This is a genomic window from Rahnella sp. BIGb0603, assembly GCF_024808755.1.
GTDB lineage: Bacteria > Pseudomonadota > Gammaproteobacteria > Enterobacterales > Enterobacteriaceae > Rahnella > Rahnella contaminans.
This window is the reverse complement of record NZ_JANUEX010000001.1, coordinates 41,156-57,329: the sequence shown is the minus strand read 5'-3', so window position 1 is coordinate 57,329 and position 16,174 is coordinate 41,156. Positions and strand designations below refer to the sequence as shown.

17 protein-coding genes are annotated in these 16,174 nt (G+C 52.2%); 15 read left to right on the top strand and 2 right to left on the bottom strand.

Going from position 1 to position 16,174, the window contains the following annotated elements; all coding sequences use genetic code 11:
• Positions 1 to 154 precede the first annotated feature (154 nt).
• The 13 genes from M2403_RS00265 (at position 155) to M2403_RS00205 (ending at position 13,703) form a co-directional block, all read left to right on the top strand.
• Complete coding sequence (locus tag M2403_RS00265; protein WP_152325968.1) at positions 155 to 1,162, top strand: glycine betaine ABC transporter substrate-binding protein; 1,008 nt, start codon at positions 155 to 157, stop codon at positions 1,160 to 1,162.
• Positions 1,159 to 1,929 carry an ABC transporter permease gene (locus tag M2403_RS00260; protein WP_259228051.1) on the top strand — a complete coding sequence of 257 codons (771 nt, stop codon included), beginning with the start codon at positions 1,159 to 1,161 and terminating at the stop codon, positions 1,927 to 1,929. Before M2403_RS00265 ends, M2403_RS00260 begins: the two co-directional genes overlap by 4 nt.
• Positions 1,929 to 2,714 carry an ABC transporter ATP-binding protein gene (locus M2403_RS00255; protein ID WP_217152312.1) on the top strand — a complete coding sequence of 262 codons (786 nt, stop codon included), beginning with the start codon at positions 1,929 to 1,931 and terminating at the stop codon, positions 2,712 to 2,714. Before M2403_RS00260 ends, M2403_RS00255 begins: the two co-directional genes overlap by 1 nt.
• A 35-nt stretch (positions 2,715 to 2,749) precedes the next feature.
• Positions 2,750 to 3,967 carry a M20 family metallopeptidase gene (locus M2403_RS00250; RefSeq protein ID WP_259228048.1) on the top strand — a complete coding sequence of 406 codons (1,218 nt, stop codon included), beginning with the start codon at positions 2,750 to 2,752 and terminating at the stop codon, positions 3,965 to 3,967.
• Between the two features lie 21 nt (positions 3,968 to 3,988).
• Positions 3,989 to 5,551: an ABC transporter substrate-binding protein gene (locus M2403_RS00245; protein ID WP_217152311.1), complete on the top strand. Its 1,563-nt coding sequence runs from the start codon at positions 3,989 to 3,991 to the stop codon at positions 5,549 to 5,551.
• A 12-nt stretch (positions 5,552 to 5,563) separates the two neighbouring features.
• Positions 5,564 to 6,520 carry an ABC transporter permease gene (locus tag M2403_RS00240; protein ID WP_208950442.1) on the top strand — a complete coding sequence of 319 codons (957 nt, stop codon included), beginning with the start codon at positions 5,564 to 5,566 and terminating at the stop codon, positions 6,518 to 6,520.
• Positions 6,520 to 7,377: an ABC transporter permease gene (locus tag M2403_RS00235; RefSeq protein ID WP_259228047.1), complete on the top strand. Its 858-nt coding sequence runs from the start codon at positions 6,520 to 6,522 to the stop codon at positions 7,375 to 7,377. The genes M2403_RS00240 and M2403_RS00235 overlap by 1 nt, the downstream gene beginning before the upstream one ends.
• Positions 7,370 to 8,374 (top strand): ABC transporter ATP-binding protein, encoded by a 1,005-nt coding sequence (locus tag M2403_RS00230; RefSeq protein ID WP_152325975.1) that lies wholly within the window; start codon positions 7,370 to 7,372, stop codon positions 8,372 to 8,374. Before M2403_RS00235 ends, M2403_RS00230 begins: the two co-directional genes overlap by 8 nt.
• A complete protein-coding gene (locus M2403_RS00225) occupies positions 8,371 to 9,159 on the top strand; it encodes an ABC transporter ATP-binding protein (RefSeq protein ID WP_217152310.1) in 789 nt (262 codons plus the stop codon). The genes M2403_RS00230 and M2403_RS00225 overlap by 4 nt, the downstream gene beginning before the upstream one ends.
• A 261-nt stretch (positions 9,160 to 9,420) precedes the next feature.
• Complete coding sequence (katG, locus tag M2403_RS00220; protein ID WP_259228044.1) at positions 9,421 to 11,631, top strand: catalase/peroxidase HPI; 2,211 nt, start codon at positions 9,421 to 9,423, stop codon at positions 11,629 to 11,631.
• Positions 11,632 to 12,020: 389 nt separating this feature from the next.
• Complete coding sequence (locus M2403_RS00215; RefSeq protein ID WP_152325977.1) at positions 12,021 to 12,506, top strand: nickel transporter; 486 nt, start codon at positions 12,021 to 12,023, stop codon at positions 12,504 to 12,506.
• 8 nt (positions 12,507 to 12,514) lie between these two features.
• Positions 12,515 to 13,003 (top strand): hypothetical protein, encoded by a 489-nt coding sequence (locus tag M2403_RS00210; protein WP_259228041.1) that lies wholly within the window; start codon positions 12,515 to 12,517, stop codon positions 13,001 to 13,003.
• The gene (locus tag M2403_RS00205) at positions 12,990 to 13,703 is read left to right on the top strand and encodes a hypothetical protein (protein ID WP_259228039.1); all 714 of its coding nucleotides are present in this window, start codon (positions 12,990 to 12,992) and stop codon (positions 13,701 to 13,703) included. Before M2403_RS00210 ends, M2403_RS00205 begins: the two co-directional genes overlap by 14 nt.
• Positions 13,704 to 13,925: 222 nt before the next feature.
• On the opposite strand, the gene yajD is transcribed toward M2403_RS00205, so the two are convergent.
• Both yajD and M2403_RS00195 read right to left on the bottom strand, forming a co-directional pair.
• Positions 13,926 to 14,273, bottom strand: coding sequence for an HNH nuclease YajD (yajD, locus tag M2403_RS00200; RefSeq protein WP_152325980.1), 348 nt, complete (start codon positions 14,271 to 14,273; stop codon positions 13,926 to 13,928).
• A gap of 147 nt (positions 14,274 to 14,420) precedes the next feature.
• Complete coding sequence (locus M2403_RS00195) at positions 14,421 to 14,609, bottom strand: YjfB family protein (RefSeq protein WP_152325981.1); 189 nt, start codon at positions 14,607 to 14,609, stop codon at positions 14,421 to 14,423.
• Positions 14,610 to 14,803: 194 nt separating this feature from the next.
• Here M2403_RS00195 and M2403_RS00190 point away from each other — a divergent pair, with 194 nt between their 5' ends.
• Together M2403_RS00190 and M2403_RS00185 are read left to right on the top strand one after the other, a co-directional pair.
• On the top strand, positions 14,804 to 15,007 hold the full coding sequence (locus M2403_RS00190) for a DUF6434 domain-containing protein (protein ID WP_208952351.1): 204 nt from the start codon (positions 14,804 to 14,806) through the stop codon (positions 15,005 to 15,007).
• Between the two features lie 149 nt (positions 15,008 to 15,156).
• On the top strand, positions 15,157 to 15,810 hold the full coding sequence (locus M2403_RS00185; RefSeq protein WP_208952354.1) for a helix-turn-helix domain-containing protein: 654 nt from the start codon (positions 15,157 to 15,159) through the stop codon (positions 15,808 to 15,810).
• Positions 15,811 to 16,174: the final 364 nt, after the last annotated feature.

The following is a 16,174-nucleotide window of genomic DNA, read 5'->3' as shown; positions in this document are numbered from 1 at the left end:
ATATTATTTTTGCGAATAATAAATAACGTTATTTAAACGCCCGCCTAATCTTGCCACGAATAAATACTTAGCAATAATCCATCTAAATAAACCGGCCCGGTCTGAATATACTGGGTCGGCGCTAATTGCTTAATTTATTTACAGGATAATTAGAATGAAAAAAAGTCTCTGCTTATTACTCGCAGCGGGTAGCTTATGGACGCACGCGACGTTTGCTGCAGCACCGGAAGAAGTACGGGTCGCCTACAGCGGCGGTTCTCAGGTTTTATTACTGGCGAAAGCTGACGGCTCTTTAGACAAAGCATTAAACAGCAAAGTGAAATGGGTCCAGTTTGCTACCGGTGCGGATGCGCTGACGTATTTCGCCAGCAACGCCATCGATATCGCCAACTTCGGTTCAAGCCCGGCGACTGCCGGTATTGTGCGTAAATTACCGGTGGAAATTATTGGTGTTTCCGGCGTAATTGCGACTTATGAACGGCTGATTGGTAAAGACGGCATTCATAATATTAAAGACATTGAAGGTAAGCGCGTGGCTTATCCGCCGAATTCTACGGCGCAATATGCGCTGGAAGCGGCAATCAGCGTCAACAAACTGGATCGCAGCAAAATTACGTTATTACCACTGCGTCCCGCAGAAATGGTCGCTGCGTGGAAACGCGGCGATATTGATGCGGGTTATGTCTGGGCACCGTTCGCTCAGGAGCTGGAGTCTTCCGGCGGTCATCAGGTCTTTGCGACCAAAGATCTGCAAAAAGACGGTTATCTGATTTACAACAACTACGTGGTGCGTAAAGCCTTTGCGCAGCAATATCCGGAAGTTGTCACCGCATTCCTGCGCGTTCATCAGCAAAAAGTGGACGAGTTTAAACGCGATCCGGAGCATGCGGCGGCCATCGTGGCCAAAGAAGTGGGCGCGCCGGTGACCACGGCGGCCAACACGCTGGGCGGGCTGGAATATCCGACGCTGGCGGAGCAGGGCACGGCGGCGTGGTTGGGGAACGGCACGCAAACCAGCGACAGCGGTATCGGCAAAGCGCTGACGAAAACCTCGGATTTCCTCGCAGGCATTGGCGAACTGCGTAAGCGTGATATTCCGGCCAGCTGGGACAATGCCATCAACTCCCAATACATCCGTGATGCGGCAGCCACCGCAAAATGAAGATGGGGCAACACATCACGATCAGCGTGATATCGGTCGGGATTTTCTTTGCCCTCTGGCAAATCGCCGCCACAAGGCAGTGGGTGGATCCGTTGCTGCTGCCTTCGCTGACCGACATCGGCCTGACTACCGAAGAGTTGCTGGCCGACGGTTACCGTCAGGTGCCGTTATGGCAGCACGTCGCGGTCAGTCTGGCACGGGCGCTGAGTGCTTTTTCGGTGGCGGTTATTTTAGGCATTCCGCTGGGGCTGCTGATGGGATTATCGGAAGGGCTGTCGGCGGTACTTAATCCGTTCGTTCAGTTTCTGCGTCCTCTGCCTAAGATTGCACTGATCCCGCTGGCCGTCGTCTGGCTGGGTATCGGCGAAGCCTCCAAGTTCTTCCTCATTTTTATCGCCACATTTCTGAGCGTTGTGGTTGGCGCGAATGCCGCCGTCGAGCGCATCGGGCGTTCGCGCATTCGGGTGGCGCAGACGCTCGGGGCATCACGCAGGCAGATTTTCCTGCGCGTGGTGCTGCCCGATGCGCTGCCGGAGCTTTTCACGACGATCAGGTTGTCGGTCGGGATCGGCTGGACGTCGCTGATTGCCGCTGAAATGGTCGCCGCCAGTTCGGGACTGGGCTGGATGGTCATCAACGCCAGTTCATATTTACGTACGGATATTGTCATGCTGGGCATTTTGCTGCTCGGCGGCATTGGGTATTTGCTGGACTTATTACTTCTGGGGCTGCAACGCCTGTTTGTGCCCTGGGCGGGAAAAGAATAATGGCTGAACAAATTGCGCTTGAAGACGTGTCGTTGCAGTTTACCGCAAAACCGCACGCCTTCACCGTGCTGGAAGACATCTCCTTAACGTTGCAAAAGGGCGAATTTGTCGTTTTGCTCGGGCCGTCGGGTTGCGGCAAATCCACCATCCTTAATCTGGTCGCAGGCTTTCTTCAGCCCGATACCGGTCGTGTGCTTTGCGGCGGCAAGATTGTACAAAAACCCGGCCCGGCGCGGGGCATGATCTTCCAGCAACCGAATTTATTTCCGTGGCTGTCGGTGCTTGATAACGTCACGTTTGGCCCGCGTCTGAGCAGGCATCGCAAGGAGGACGTTAACGCCGAAGCCATGGACTGGCTGGCGCGCGTCGGGTTGCAAGGCTTTGAGCATCATGCGCCGTGGCAGTTATCCGGCGGGATGAAACAACGTGTGGCGCTGGCCCGTGCGTGGTTACCCGGTCCGGAAGTCTTGTTACTCGACGAGCCCTTTGGCGCGCTCGACGCCCAGACCCGCCTGATGATGCAGGAACTGCTGCGCTCAGCGTGGCTGGAAACCGACACCACGCTGTTGTTTGTCACGCATGACGTAGAGGAAGCGCTGTTTCTTGCCGACCGCATTCTGGTGATGTCGGCTAAACCGGGCAAGATCGTCGAAGAAATTGTCTCTCCCTTTGGCCGTGAACGCGATATCGAAACCCTTGCAGAGCATCCGCAGTACAGCGAAATCAAACATCACGTTTTACATCGCGTCCGCCAGGAGGCGAAACGTCATCTGAACACCCTCTGAAATGAATTAACTGTCATCAATAAAAGGTGAAAACAATGAGCAATAGCGAATTAAAAGCCCGGCTGGAACAGAGTATTCATCAGCACCGTGACGACTATATTGCGATATCCAGGGACATTCATGCGCATCCGGAAACCGGGAATAACGAATATTATGCCAACGACGTGCTGACGACGTTGCTGCAAAAACACGGCTTCAGCGTGACGTCCAACGTTGCCGGGCATGAAACCGCGTTTTACGCCGTAAAAGACAGCGGTGAACCCGGCCCGACCATTGCCTATCTTGCGGAGTACGACGCGCTGATCGATATCGGCCATGCCTGCGGTCACAACATTATTGGCGTGAGCAGCATTGCGGCCGCCGTGGCGCTGAGTGATACGCTCAGTGAAACCGGCGGCAAAGTGTTGGTGCTGGGTACGCCGGCTGAAGAAGGCGGATTGCAGGGCAAAGGCGGCCTGAACGGTAACGTAAAAGCGCGCTTTGTCGAGCACGGTTTTCTGGATGATGTGGACGTCGCGCTGATGGTGCATCCGTCCGGAAGAACGCGGCTTTCCGGCCCGTCACTGGCAAATAATCATCTGTATTTTCATTTTTATGGCAAGCCGTCTCATGCCGGCAGCTCACCGCATAAAGGCGTTAATGCGCTGGATGCGCTGGTGTTGCTCTATAACGGTATCAGCGTCTTGCGCCAGCAACTGCCGGACGGGGTGCGCGTTCACGGCATAATTACCAACGGCGGGCAGGCACCGAACGTTATTCCTGAATACGCCTCAGCGCACTATTACATCCGCGCGGATACGCGGGAAGAAGTGCTGGCGCTTGAGCCACGGATCCGCGCAATTGCCGATGGCGTGGCGCTGGCGACAGGCACAACGGTCAAAATTGAGCATCAGGTCGGGCCGCGGGATTTCAATATCAATCATGTGCTCAATGGCGTGCTGCTGGAAGAATTCACGGCCGCCGGTGAAACCGTTGATCTGAGCGAAAAAGAGGGCAAAGGCTCGACGGATGCGGGTGATATCAGCCACGCCGTACCGACTGCGCACCCGTACATCAAAATCGGACCTGACGATCTTATCGGCCACACCGTCGCTTTTCGCGAAGCCGCCAACTCTGTTCAGGGTTATGACGCACTGATCACCGGCGCGCTGGTGCTGGCCCGCACCGGGCTGCGTCTGCTCACCGAACCTGCGCTTTTGCAGGACGCTAAAGATGAATTTGCCGGGCAAAAAAATCGCTCAAACGCCGCCTGATCTTACCGGAGCTACAACAAAATGAAGATGATGTTTTCTGCCGCCGCACTGTTGCTGGCGGCGGCTTTACCCTGGGATAACGCGCAGGCTGAAACGGTCAACCGGAACGCTACGCTAAACATTGCTTACGGCAACCGCCCTGGCACACTTGACCCTTATCTGACGACCAATAACGCAACGTCAGATGTGGACAGGAACATCTTTGAAGAGCTGTTTACCCTTAACGATAAGTTTGAGCCGGTACCGGAACTGGTGGCGTCTTACACCCTCAGCGACGACCGGAAAACCTACACGTTTGTCTTACGTGATGGCATTCATTTCCATGACGGGCAACGGCTGACGGCCGACGATGTGGTGGCCTCGATGAACCGCTGGCTGGCGGTTTCCACGCAAGGTAAAGCCAATCTGCCCGGCGCGCAATTTACCAAAATAGACGATAAAACGGTGCAGCTGACGCTGCCAGCGCCGTCGCTGATCACGCTTAACGTGCTGGCGGATGTGAAAAATATCGCTGCTATCATGCCGGAACGGTTGATTGACGAGGCGAACAGCACGAAAAAACCGGTCACCGAACTGGTTGGCACCGGGCCGTACAAACTGGCGGAATTCAAGCAGGGCGAGTATTTGCATCTGACGCGTAATGACAATTACGTCTCACGCAAAGAACCGGCCAGCGGGTTGTCGGGTGAGAAAAAAGCAGACGTCAAAGATATCTGGTTCCGTTATATCACCGATGAGTCAACGCGCCTCGCGGGTGCCATGACCGGGGAATACGACATCGTTTTCAATTTGCCAAAAGACAATATTGAAGCACTCAGCAATCTTCCGGATTTGTCGCTGACGCGGCCGGAAAGCGGCGGTTCATTGATCACATATTTGTTTAACAAGCAGCAGGGGCCGTTTGCAAACGTTAAGCTGCGGCAGGCCTTTAATCTGGCGCTCGACGTGCATCAGACCCTGCTGGCTGGCTACAGCGATCCGCGCTTTTTTGTCGAAGATCCGTCGTTAGGTTTCCCGGAGCAGGTGGACTGGTACAGCGAAGCGGGTAAACCGTACTGGAATCAGCATAACCTCGAAGAAGCCCGCAAACTGGTGAAAGAGTCTGGCTACAACGGTCAGGAGGTGGTGATTATCGCCACTAAAGAATATGCCGAACTTTACAACCTGGCGATTGTTGCACAGCAGGTTCTCAAGCAAATCGGCGTGAAATCTCGTCTGGATGTCTACGACTGGCCGACCGTATTGCAGCGCCGTCAGGATCCGAAAAACTTCGACCTCTGCGCACTGGAATTCTCAATGCGACAGGTTCTGCATCAGTATCCTTTCCTGGATTCCCGCGCCAGATTTCCCGGCCTGAGCAACAGCCCGGAAATCGATACGGTTCTGGATGGCATCAAGCAGGCACACTCGCTAAAAGACGCCAGAGGGCTGGTCGATAAGCTTAACGTGCTGACGTGGCAATACCTGCCGGTCATTGTGCTTGGACGAACCACGCCGGAGCCGGTCGCTATTAAGAAAAACGTGCACGGTTACCATGACCTGATCGGGCCAGTGCTGTGGAATGTGACGGTCACCCAGCCCTGACGGGAGAGATTTATGAAGTGGTTTCTGTTTCACCGGCTGATGGCGCTGTTGCCCGTATTGTTTGTGGTATCGCTGGTGGTGTTTTGCCTGGTACATCTGGCGCCGGGTGATCCGGTGCTGGTGATCCTCGGTAACGATGCCAGCCCGCAGGATATCGCAACGCTGCGCCAGCAGATGGGGTTGGATCAGCCGCTGCTGGCGCAGTTTGTGCGCTGGTTTGGTGCGGTGATTTCCGGTGATCTCGGCCACTCTTTGTTTCTCAATGCCAGCGTTACCGACCTGTTTATGCAGCACCTCGCGCCGACGATGTCGCTGGCATTATACGCGCTGGCGATTGCGCTTACTTTCGGGCTGGCGGGGGGCGTGGTCAGCGCCTGGCAACATGGACGGCTGGCAGACAGGGTGATCCGGTCGCTGGCGACGTTCGGAATGTCGGTGCCGGGTTTCCTGCTGGGGCTGTTCCTGATCTTTGTCTTCGCCGTCAGGCTGCGGTGGTTTCCGGTGGTCGGTTATCGTTCCACCAACGATGACGGGTTGCTCAACCTCTGGTATCTGACGCTTCCGGCGATTGCGCTGGGGTTTCGCATTGCGGCGCTGATCTCGCGCATGACACGCGCGGTGATGCTCGACGTTTTGCAGGAGAATTACATCAATACTGCCCGCGCCAAAGGCGTACCGGAATCTCTGGTTTTGCTGCGTCACACGTTGAAAAACGCGCTGATCCCGGTGCTTACTATTTGCGGTGAATCTTTTGCCTCGCTGGTCACAGGAACGATTGTCATTGAAAGTGTATTCGGTATTCCGGGTATCGGTTCACTGATTGTGGACTCCATTGAACGACGCGACTTTACTGTGATTCAGGGGGTGGTTCTGCTGATTACCGTCTGCTACGTGCTGATCAATTTGCTGGTTGATGTGCTCAGTTATCTGGCCGATCCGCGACTGTCCGTTGAAGGAAGTGAAAACTGATGCTGCATAACAATACCAGGCTGTTTTTCTGGTGCGGCGTGCTGGTGGCGATTGTGTTGCTCTCATTTTGCAGCAGCCTGTTTAGCCCTTACGACGCCTACAGTATTGACCCGCTAAGCCGCCTTAAACCGCCGGATGCTGCGCACTGGTTTGGCACAGATAATTTTGGCCGGGACCTGTTTGTGCGCGTTGCCGTGGCGGTACGCGTTTCACTGTCCGTCGGTGCGGCAGTGGCGCTGATTGCCGGATTTACGGGGCTGACCGTCGGGCTGCTGTGCGCCTGGTTCCGCCCGCTGGACCTGATTCTGATGCGTGTGTGCGACGGCCTGTTTGCCTTCCCTTCATTACTGCTGGCGATCGCAATTGTCGGCGTGCTGGGGCCGAATATCGCCAATGTGGTGCTGGCGTTATCGCTGGTGTATGTGCCGTCGATAGCCCGTGTTATCCGCGGCGCGGCGATGGTGGTCAAAGAGAAAAATTTCATTGAAGCGCTGCGGGCGCAGGGCGCGTCGTCCGGGCGCATCATCTGGTTGCACCTGCTACCGAATGTCATTTCGCCACTAATTGTGCAGGTGACGTGGGTCTTTTCGGTGGCGATCCTGACGGAAGCGGCGCTGAGTTTTCTCGGCTCCGGCGTGCCTGCGCCCACGCCAAGCCTCGGTAATTTATTACTGGAAGGCAAAGCGGTGATTTTCACTGCGTGGTGGATGACATTTTTTCCCGGGATCGCCATCGTGCTGCTGATTCTGGCGCTCAATATCATCGGGGATGATTTGCGTGACGGCGCGGAACCGGGCCTGAAAGCCCTGCCTGTGCGCGTCATGCGTCAGTTGAAAAAAGGAGCACAGCGTGGCTGATCCTCTCGACGAACCACACCTGCTGCGGGTGAATAATTTGCAGGTCAGCTTTGCGACGCCAAAAGGCGTGGTGACGCCGGTGCGCGATGTCTCTTTTGACGTTGGGCGCCATGAAACACTCGGCATTATCGGCGAATCCGGCTGCGGTAAAAGCGTCACTGCGCAGGCGCTGATGGGGTTACTGACGCCGCGAACCAGCCGGGTTGATGGCGAAATTATACTTTCCGGCGAACGGCTGGATGTGCTTTCGTCAGGAACCCGCAGGCGGCGCAGCGGTCGTGATATCGCAATGATTTTTCAGGATCCGCTGTCCAGTTTAAATCCGGTTTTCACCATTGGCTTTCAGATTGAAGAAAGCCTGCGTTTGCATACGTCACTGAAGCGGCAGCAGCGTCGGGAAAAAGTTATCAGCCTGCTGGAACAGGTCGGGATCCCCGAACCGGCACGCTGCGCCAGCGCTTATCCGCATGAGCTTTCGGGAGGGATGCGTCAGCGCGTGATGATTGCGATAGCCGTCTCCAATGCGCCTTCGTTGCTCATTGCCGATGAGCCTACGACCGCACTGGACGCGACCATTCAGGCGCAGATTCTGGATCTGCTCGATGACATCAAACGGCAGTCTGCGATGGGTATCGTGATTATCACGCACGATCTCAGCGTGGTGGCGAGGCTTTGCCAGCGCGTCGTCGTGCTCTATGCCGGGCAAGTGGTGGAGGAAACGGACGTTGTGACGCTGTTTCAACATCCGCGTCATCCGTATACGCGGGCACTGCTGGCGGCACGGCCATCTGCCGGTCGGGAACCCAAATCCCGGCTGGATGAAATTCGCGGCAGCGTTCCGGCACTTGACGCTTTACCGCAGGGCTGTGCCTTTGCCGGACGCTGCTCCCGGGCAACTACGCGGTGCCTTGAAGACTCGCCGCCGCTACGTACGCTGGGTGGCGCGCCCCATCAGGTGCGCTGCTGGTACGCTGAAAACACAGGATCCCCGTCATGAGCCAGCCACTGCTGCGGGTCGATAATTTGTCGAAAACCTTTCACCGGCGCGGCCACAGCGTCCACGCCGTACAGGGTGTCAGTTTCACGATCCATGCCGGGGAAACCTACGCGCTGGTCGGGGAGTCTGGTAGCGGGAAAAGCACCACCGGACGCACAATTTTAGGGCTGACGCCCGCCTCAGGTGGAACAGTCGAGTTTGACGGCGTGCCGCTGCTGACGCGCAACGCCGCACAATGGCGGAGCCTGCGCAAAGACATTCAGATCATTTTTCAGGATCCGCTTTCAACGCTTGACCCGAAACGTACCGTGGGCTACAGCATCGAAGAACCGCTGATTATTCATGGCGTAAAAGATGCCAATCAACGGAAGAAGGCTGTGGTGGAAATGCTGGTACAGGTCGGGCTCAATGCCACCGATGCCGGGCGTTATCCGCAGCAGTTTTCCGGCGGACAGCGGCAGCGTATCGGCATTGCTCGGGCGCTTATCCTGCGTCCAAAGCTGATCGTTTGTGATGAACCGGTTTCCGCGCTGGACGTGTCGATTCAGTCGCAAATTCTCAATTTGCTGATGTCGCTCCAGCGCGAATACGGGCTGGCCTATCTGTTTATCTCGCATGATTTAAATGTTGTGCGGCACGTCGCGGATCGGGTCGGCGTGATGTATCAGGGAAGAATCGTCGAAGAAGGGGAAAGCGGGGCACTTTTCACACAGCCACAGCATGAATACACACGGTATTTGCTGAAAGCCATTTTGCCTGCGGAGCCGGTGGCCTCTGCGCGCTAAGGGCGCTGCGTGAAGATAAAAAACCCAAAGCCCGCTCAATCTCATGCGCGGGCTTTTTTCATTTTGCGACACCGGCAAAGTAGCCTTTTACTTTAACTGGCTATTCTATAATCAGTGTCGGGATTCAGAAATTGTGGAAACTCACAGAACGAACGCTGAGATCAGAAGGGAAGGTCTATCAAATGCATAGGATGTTCCAGATGTGACTGGTTTAAATCCGCGTATAGAGTAGCAATGAGACTACATAACAGGAGTGTGAGCATGAGCAGTTCTATTGATGAAGAAGCAAACGACGCAAAACCCATTGTTGAAGCAGAGCGTGAAGCCTCCGGCGGTAAATGTCCTTTTCATGCAGGAAAAACGAATGAAACGTCTGGCGGCGGGACAAGCAATCGCGACTGGTGGCCAAACCAGCTCAGAACCGATTTACTGAACCAGCATTCCGCCCGCTCAAACCCGTTGGGCGAGGCGTTTGATTACCGCAAAGAATTCGCCAAATTAGATTACTCCGCGCTCAAAGCCGATATCAAAGGCGTCCTGACCGAGTCGCAACCCTGGTGGCCTGCGGACTGGGGCAGCTACATTGGTCTTTTTATTCGCCTGGCATGGCACAGCGCCGGGACATACCGTTCCGTTGATGGCCGTGGTGGTTCAGGCCGTGGTCAGCAACGTTTTGCACCGCTGAACTCCTGGCCGGATAACGTCAGCCTCGACAAAGCGCGCCGCCTGCTGTGGCCGGTGAAACAAAAATACGGCCAAAAAATTTCCTGGGCCGATCTCTATATTCTGGCGGGTAATGTCGCGCTGGAGAATTCCGGTTTCCGCACCTTTGGATTTGGTGCCGGGCGTGAAGACGTCTGGGAACCGGATCTGGATGTGAACTGGGGCGACGAAACCACCTGGCTGGAACATCGTCATCCTGAAGAACTTGCCAAATCTCCATTGGGCGCCACCGAAATGGGGCTGATTTACGTCAACCCTGAAGGCCCGAACCACAGCGGTGATCCGGCCTCTGCGGCTCCGGCCATCCGCGCCACGTTCGGCAATATGGGCATGAACGATGAAGAAATTGTCGCGTTAATCGCCGGTGGCCATACGCTGGGTAAAACTCACGGTGCCGCACAAGCCAGCCATGTGGACGTTGACCCGGAAACCGCTCCGATAGAAGCGCAGGGTCTGGGTTGGGCAAACAGCTACGGCAGCGGTGCCGGGCCGGATGCCATCACGTCCGGTCTGGAAGTCATCTGGTCGCAAACGCCAACCCAGTGGAGCAACTATTTCTTCGAAAACCTGTTCAAATATGAGTGGGTGCAGACCCGCAGCCCGGCGGGCGCTATTCAGTTTGAAGCGGCCGATGCGCCGGATATCATTCCTGATCCGTTCGATACTTCGAAAAAACGCAAACCGACCATGCTGGTCACTGACCTGACGCTGCGATTTGACCCGGAATTTGAGAGGATTTCGCGCCGGTTCCACAGCGATCCTCAGGCCTTTAACGAAGCATTTGCCAGAGCCTGGTACAAACTGACCCACCGCGATATGGGGCCGAAAGCGCGTTATATCGGGCCGGAAGTGCCGAAAGAAGACTTAATCTGGCAGGATCCGTTGCCGGTGCCGGTTTATCATCCGACCGTTGCTGATATCGCCGTGCTGAAAGAGAAGATTGCGGCGTCCGGCCTGACGGCGGGCGAACTGGCGTCGGTGGCGTGGGCATCGGCCTCGACGTTCCGTGGCGGTGATAAACGCGGCGGGGCAAACGGTGCGCGTCTTGCGTTACTGCCGCAAAGACAATGGGATGTTAACGCCGCAGCGGTGCGCGTGTTGCCTGTGCTGGAGTCCATTCAGCAGTCGCATCCGAAAGCGTCGCTGGCGGATGTGATTGTGCTGGCGGGCGTCGTGGGTGTGGAAAAAGCAGCGAAAGCGGCTAACGTCGACACCGACGTCCCGTTCACGCCGGGGCGTGTGGATGCGCGTCAGGATCAGACCGATGTTGAGTCGTTTGATTTGCTCAAACCGAGAGCCGATGGTTTCCGCAACTATCGCGGTGATACCGGCAAAACCTCGACTGAAAATCTCCTGATCGACAAGGCCCAGCAACTGACGCTGACCGTACCGGAGTTAACGGTACTGATTGGCGGATTGCGTGCGCTGGGAACCAACTTCGACGGCAGCCAGCACGGCGTATTCACGGATAAAACCGGTGAGCTGAACGCGGACTTCTTCACCAATCTGCTCGATATGCGCACCGAATGGAAAGCCACTGATTCCACCGGTGAACGTTTCGAAGGTCGTGACCGCGTCACGGGGGAATCCAAATTCACCGCCACCCGCGCCGATCTGGTGTTTGGCTCGAATGCCGTTCTGCGTGCCAGCGCCGAGGTTTACGCCAGCAGCGATGCGAAAGAGAAATTCGTGAAAGACTTCGTCGCCGCCTGGACCAAAGTAATGAATCTGGACCGTTTTGATATTTGAGATGGGGTGAGTTGAAGTATTAAGTTGAAAGCCCGCCGGGAAGATTGGGTGGGCTTTTTTGTTTTTTGGCTGGATGATGATGGAATAGAAAAGCGCCGGGGGTAATTCCTGGCACGGAATTGATCAATCGCCAGCGCATAGCGTAACTCGCTGCTACTTGCGGATAGTCCGTTTTTCCCAGCCAGCCGGCGTTGTAGCCTGCAGCAACCGGCGCAGGGTTTCGGGGGCTTGAAGTGCCGCGACGATATATTTGATAAAAAAACTAAAGATTTCAAAGGGGATGCCGATAATAGCTTTTACATAAACTAATTTGAATGCTCTGACTTTATTTAAAGCCTGAAGCCGTCAAAGTTTTGTTAACAGTCAATTATCAACTAAGAGGTTAAGGAATGAGCGAAGACATTGAGCAGAAAATTGAAAATAGCATCTCCGATATAATTACCCTTTTCAATCTTGAGAATGAAGAAAATGAATATCAATTTAGACTTTTTAAGAACCATTTAGTCAGTGAGTTAACTAACACCCTGAGTCTGGAGTTTCTAAAGGAACGTCTGAATGTCATTTACACGTACGAGAGAAACTACCTCGAATTACTCAAAGAATTTAAAGAGGAAATAAAATTTGCCGGCACTTTACAGGAGGACTTAAGAAAAGAACGTGCAAAATTCTTCTCCGGGGTACTTGATGAAGTTTCTAACACGTTAAAGAACTCTCAGGTTGATGACAGGGTCGCAGCTTCATGGATCAAAGAACTGGTAAGCAGCTATACAAAAAGCTTAGATGTCAGTGAGGGACTGGTTGATGAAGGGACCTTAAATAGTCTTGGTAAAATACGAGATATGGCAAAAGAAGAAAAAGATACGTTAGATCAGTGAGGTAATTTATGGCTGATTGCGAATTGATATCAGTTCTTGAACTTTTGCGTCAATCGAGACAAAAACTTATATTGAGAACAACAACTCACTCTGTCGATTTTTTCTCAAATCTTTTTTTATTTGAGAAAAATGAAATGGGTCTGAAACTTCTCTTTGAAAAAGAGAAGACGCAATTTATAAATACTCACTTTCTTTTTCCTGAAGAAGATACCAGTTCAATACATTCTGATTTTTATAATTCAGCCATTAAAAGATTAATATGTTTGCTCTCTGAAGAGGAATCTTCTGTGCATGAAAGTATATCCTCTTCTATTTTCTATAAAAATTTGGCTTCTACGAAGATTGAATTTCTAGACTTGCTTATAAATATGGAAGAGAAATCATCACTCAACCTATCTCAGTTGAAGTACCTTATCATTAAAGATAACCGACTCTTTGAGAGAGAAATGGAAAGACTAACAACAGGAACAAAAGGAGACTTAAATGAGTATGTTTAGTAAATTTGGAAGCGTTATTATAGATTTAGTTAAAGCGCCGTTAGATGCGGTAAGTGATCTGATCAGAGAACCATCAAAACGTTGGGAACATCAACGCAACGAAACTGAAAGGAATTCAGATCACGAAAGAACAATACGGATGAAAGAGCTTGAGGTAGAGCTAAGGATTAAAGAAGAAACGGGCGTAAGAAAAGCGTTAATTGACCTTGAGGAAATTGTAAAAGATAATGATTTCCAGCGCATGATGATGACTACCGATGCTATCAAAAAGTATCAAAAGGAATTAACTATTCTTAATACGGAGACAATAAAGGCTATTGGTGAAATGCATCTTGACCTCAAGAAAAAGGCTCAGGATCTCGTCCATAGTAAAACATTGCAATATAGAGATCTCCAGGATGATGCCATGAATAGAGCCATGAGCGAACTCCTCGAAATTGAAAACAAGTTCGGTGATAATGTGGCTGCCCAGAATATTCTCATTAAGGCCGTAGATGTAAAACTTTCGAATATTATCAACACGGCGAATAATTTTTTAATGGAACTTAACAGGGATATTGTGATTTTAAATAATGACATAAGCATGCTGTCAAAACAAGGCCAAAAATTCATTGAAGATCATCTCAACAGGATAGCCATCAACGGTGGCTTAAATGAAAGAAAAGAAAAAATAATAAACCCTAAAGAACTATTGGAATAATTTGATTACGATAGTCACACAGCATGATAAAAGGAGGCTATTTACGCAGGCCTCCTTGTGTAATTAATCTTTAATAGTTCGGGACGGCTAACTTACTGTGGAGTTTTAGAAGATTTCGCTGTTATCCTGAAAGCGTTACCTCTGTAGCATCCGCTTCTCAACGACAAGATACCCGGAGTGTTATCTCTGGCGGTTTTGCCACAGAAGCGGACAGATCTAAAACTACTTCTTCTTATTCAGCATCGACTTTAAATCGGCAAACGGATTGTAGGTTGCCGCATCCACATCATCTTGTGCGTCTTCGCCTGCGACTACGCGGGTGCCGTACTGATCCGCTTCGGTGTATTTTGAATGTTCATGGTCATGACAATACAGACACAACAATTCCCAGTTACTGCCGTCTTCCGGGTTGTTGGTGTGATCGTGATCGATGTGGTGAACCGTTAATTCCCGCAGGTTTGAATAAACAAATTCCCGCGTGCAGCGTCCGCAGACCCAGGGATAGATTTTAAGGGCTTTTTCACGATATCCGCTTTCTAAGCGCGCGTAGTTTTTTGGGATCAGAGCCATTGGCGATGTTACCTGTCATAAAGAGATTACCGTAATATATCCCATAACGGCGCAGTCGCCCAATGCTCTGCGTGTGACGGAGAGTCAGAAACTGACACTGCTGAAAACGCGGTGCATTCATCAACAGTGAACAGGTGAAAAGCGGGTTCAGACGGTGATATTGATATTGCGCCCGATCGCCGGATTAGCAGGTAGCTGCGGGATCGATTCGATGAGACTGGCAGCGGTTGACTGCTGGTTATCCAGCGTCTTTTTCAACATCAGGGTGTCAACTTTGTTGCTCAGATCCAAATTATCAAGCCCGGTCGCCAGTGAAGCAATTTGCGATACATCCATTTCGTTCTCCTGTTTAATGCAGCAAAAAAGAACTCTCAGGGAAGTTATCGGCATTTTTGGAGAAAACTTTAATTTGTTGTTTGACTGGACTGTTTAAGGCGGACGTTAAAATACTACGGTGATATGGAAAATAAAAAGCAGCTGATTTAAGGTTAATGGCTTTCCCCTTATTGGCTTTTTCAGGAGCAGGACCGATGAAAACGGACTGGCACAGCGCATCACTCACACCCGCTACAATCGTCGATAAAGAGTATAAAAACACGCAAAACGTTCGTCGTTTCATGACTGAACATTGCGGAGAGGACTTCCGGTTCAACCGTGATTTCATGGCATGGATACGCAATGATATTCCAAAGACGTTGGGCGATGTTGTGGATGAATGGAAACGCAGGCAGTAAACGGTGTCCCGGTCTGCGTAAATCAGGGCATATAACGGGTAGGGCGTTTTACCGTTAAAAGAGCAAAAAAACGATATTTCTGTCCCGTAAACACCGGTATGTGATTTAGTTTTATACGGTTTGATGACAGACATGTGCGGGGAATAATGATGAGTGAACGTATCGACTATCAGATCGAAAAATACCAATTTGCAGCAATAGACGAATCCCCCCGGCTAACGCAGCAGTGGGCGGAGGTGACAGAAGAGTGCCGGCAGATAAAAGCCGGAAGTGAAGAGCGGCTGCACATTGCGTTGCTGAATGTTGATTACGTTACCAGCTTTGAAATACCGTTTCGTCTCCAGTTGATCCGTGCCCCGCAGCTGATAGATCAACTGCGTAAAACGCTGCCGTTAGGCCGCAAACCTGTCACCATCAGCGAAAGCCGGTATGGTTGTGTGTATAGCATCAGGGCCGATCTGAACAATGTCCCCGATGCTTTTCGCTACCGCTTCACCCACCGGATCCGTCGCGTGACGGCGGATGGCGTGACCACTGCCGCGTACCAGGAAATTGCAAAACAGGTTAAAGCGCCGCGTGAACGTCTGCGTCTGGCGCTGGAAGCCGGTTTATCTGTTACCGCGCTTGATGGTTTATTCTGGTTTGGTATGCAGCGCATCGCCGCTGACATCTCAACGCTGAGAAAGTCCGGTATGAGAATTTCCACCGCTGAGGCCGAAGCCTTCGATAATCTGACAGGCACCACGCGGCGGGTTCCTGTTTACCGCTTAGGGCTGCCCCTGGAAAATAATAAAACCGCTTAGTCTCCTGAGCGGGCTTTTCTAGATTCAGCGCCTCTGGCAACGCCGGAAGCACTCAACCAAAGTTGGTCGGTTGATTTTATGCTCGGAACACCGGCGGGCAGAATCTAACCACGAGCGGCCCCATGAATCCCTGAATATCCTGACGCCGGAAGAATACCGGCTGAGAGACTGGAAATCTCAAATAAACGCGTGGAACGGCAACTGGGGTACTTACGCGGTAAAACGGCAACAACCTATTATTTAATTTACGCCATCCTTTTACGATGGCTTTATTTTATCTGATGATTCCGTTATATTTTTTTCTCCTCAGCCCTTTCAAACAATTACCCCCTTGAAATATTCTTCATCCTACAGCCGTAGTCTG

What these genes read in the sequence shown, in the direction of transcription:
- M2403_RS00265 (WP_152325968.1), top strand. Translation starts at nt 155, where the DNA reads ATGAAAAAAAGTCTCTGCTTATTACTCGCAGCGGGTAGCTTATGGACG.
- M2403_RS00260 (WP_259228051.1), top strand. Translation starts at nt 1,159, where the DNA reads ATGAAGATGGGGCAACACATCACGATCAGCGTGATATCGGTCGGGATT.
- M2403_RS00255 (WP_217152312.1), top strand. Translation starts at nt 1,929, where the DNA reads ATGGCTGAACAAATTGCGCTTGAAGACGTGTCGTTGCAGTTTACCGCA.
- M2403_RS00250 (WP_259228048.1), top strand. Translation starts at nt 2,750, where the DNA reads ATGAGCAATAGCGAATTAAAAGCCCGGCTGGAACAGAGTATTCATCAG.
- M2403_RS00245 (WP_217152311.1), top strand. Translation starts at nt 3,989, where the DNA reads ATGAAGATGATGTTTTCTGCCGCCGCACTGTTGCTGGCGGCGGCTTTA.
- M2403_RS00240 (WP_208950442.1), top strand. Translation starts at nt 5,564, where the DNA reads ATGAAGTGGTTTCTGTTTCACCGGCTGATGGCGCTGTTGCCCGTATTG.
- M2403_RS00235 (WP_259228047.1), top strand. Translation starts at nt 6,520, where the DNA reads ATGCTGCATAACAATACCAGGCTGTTTTTCTGGTGCGGCGTGCTGGTG.
- M2403_RS00225 (WP_217152310.1), top strand. Translation starts at nt 8,371, where the DNA reads ATGAGCCAGCCACTGCTGCGGGTCGATAATTTGTCGAAAACCTTTCAC.
- katG (WP_259228044.1), top strand. Translation starts at nt 9,421, where the DNA reads ATGAGCAGTTCTATTGATGAAGAAGCAAACGACGCAAAACCCATTGTT.
- M2403_RS00215 (WP_152325977.1), top strand. Translation starts at nt 12,021, where the DNA reads ATGAGCGAAGACATTGAGCAGAAAATTGAAAATAGCATCTCCGATATA.
- M2403_RS00210 (WP_259228041.1), top strand. Translation starts at nt 12,515, where the DNA reads ATGGCTGATTGCGAATTGATATCAGTTCTTGAACTTTTGCGTCAATCG.
- M2403_RS00205 (WP_259228039.1), top strand. Translation starts at nt 12,990, where the DNA reads ATGAGTATGTTTAGTAAATTTGGAAGCGTTATTATAGATTTAGTTAAA.
- yajD (WP_152325980.1), bottom strand. Translation starts at nt 14,273, where the DNA reads ATGGCTCTGATCCCAAAAAACTACGCGCGCTTAGAAAGCGGATATCGT.
- M2403_RS00195 (WP_152325981.1), bottom strand. Translation starts at nt 14,609, where the DNA reads ATGGATGTATCGCAAATTGCTTCACTGGCGACCGGGCTTGATAATTTG.
- M2403_RS00190 (WP_208952351.1), top strand. Translation starts at nt 14,804, where the DNA reads ATGAAAACGGACTGGCACAGCGCATCACTCACACCCGCTACAATCGTC.
- M2403_RS00185 (WP_208952354.1), top strand. Translation starts at nt 15,157, where the DNA reads ATGAGTGAACGTATCGACTATCAGATCGAAAAATACCAATTTGCAGCA.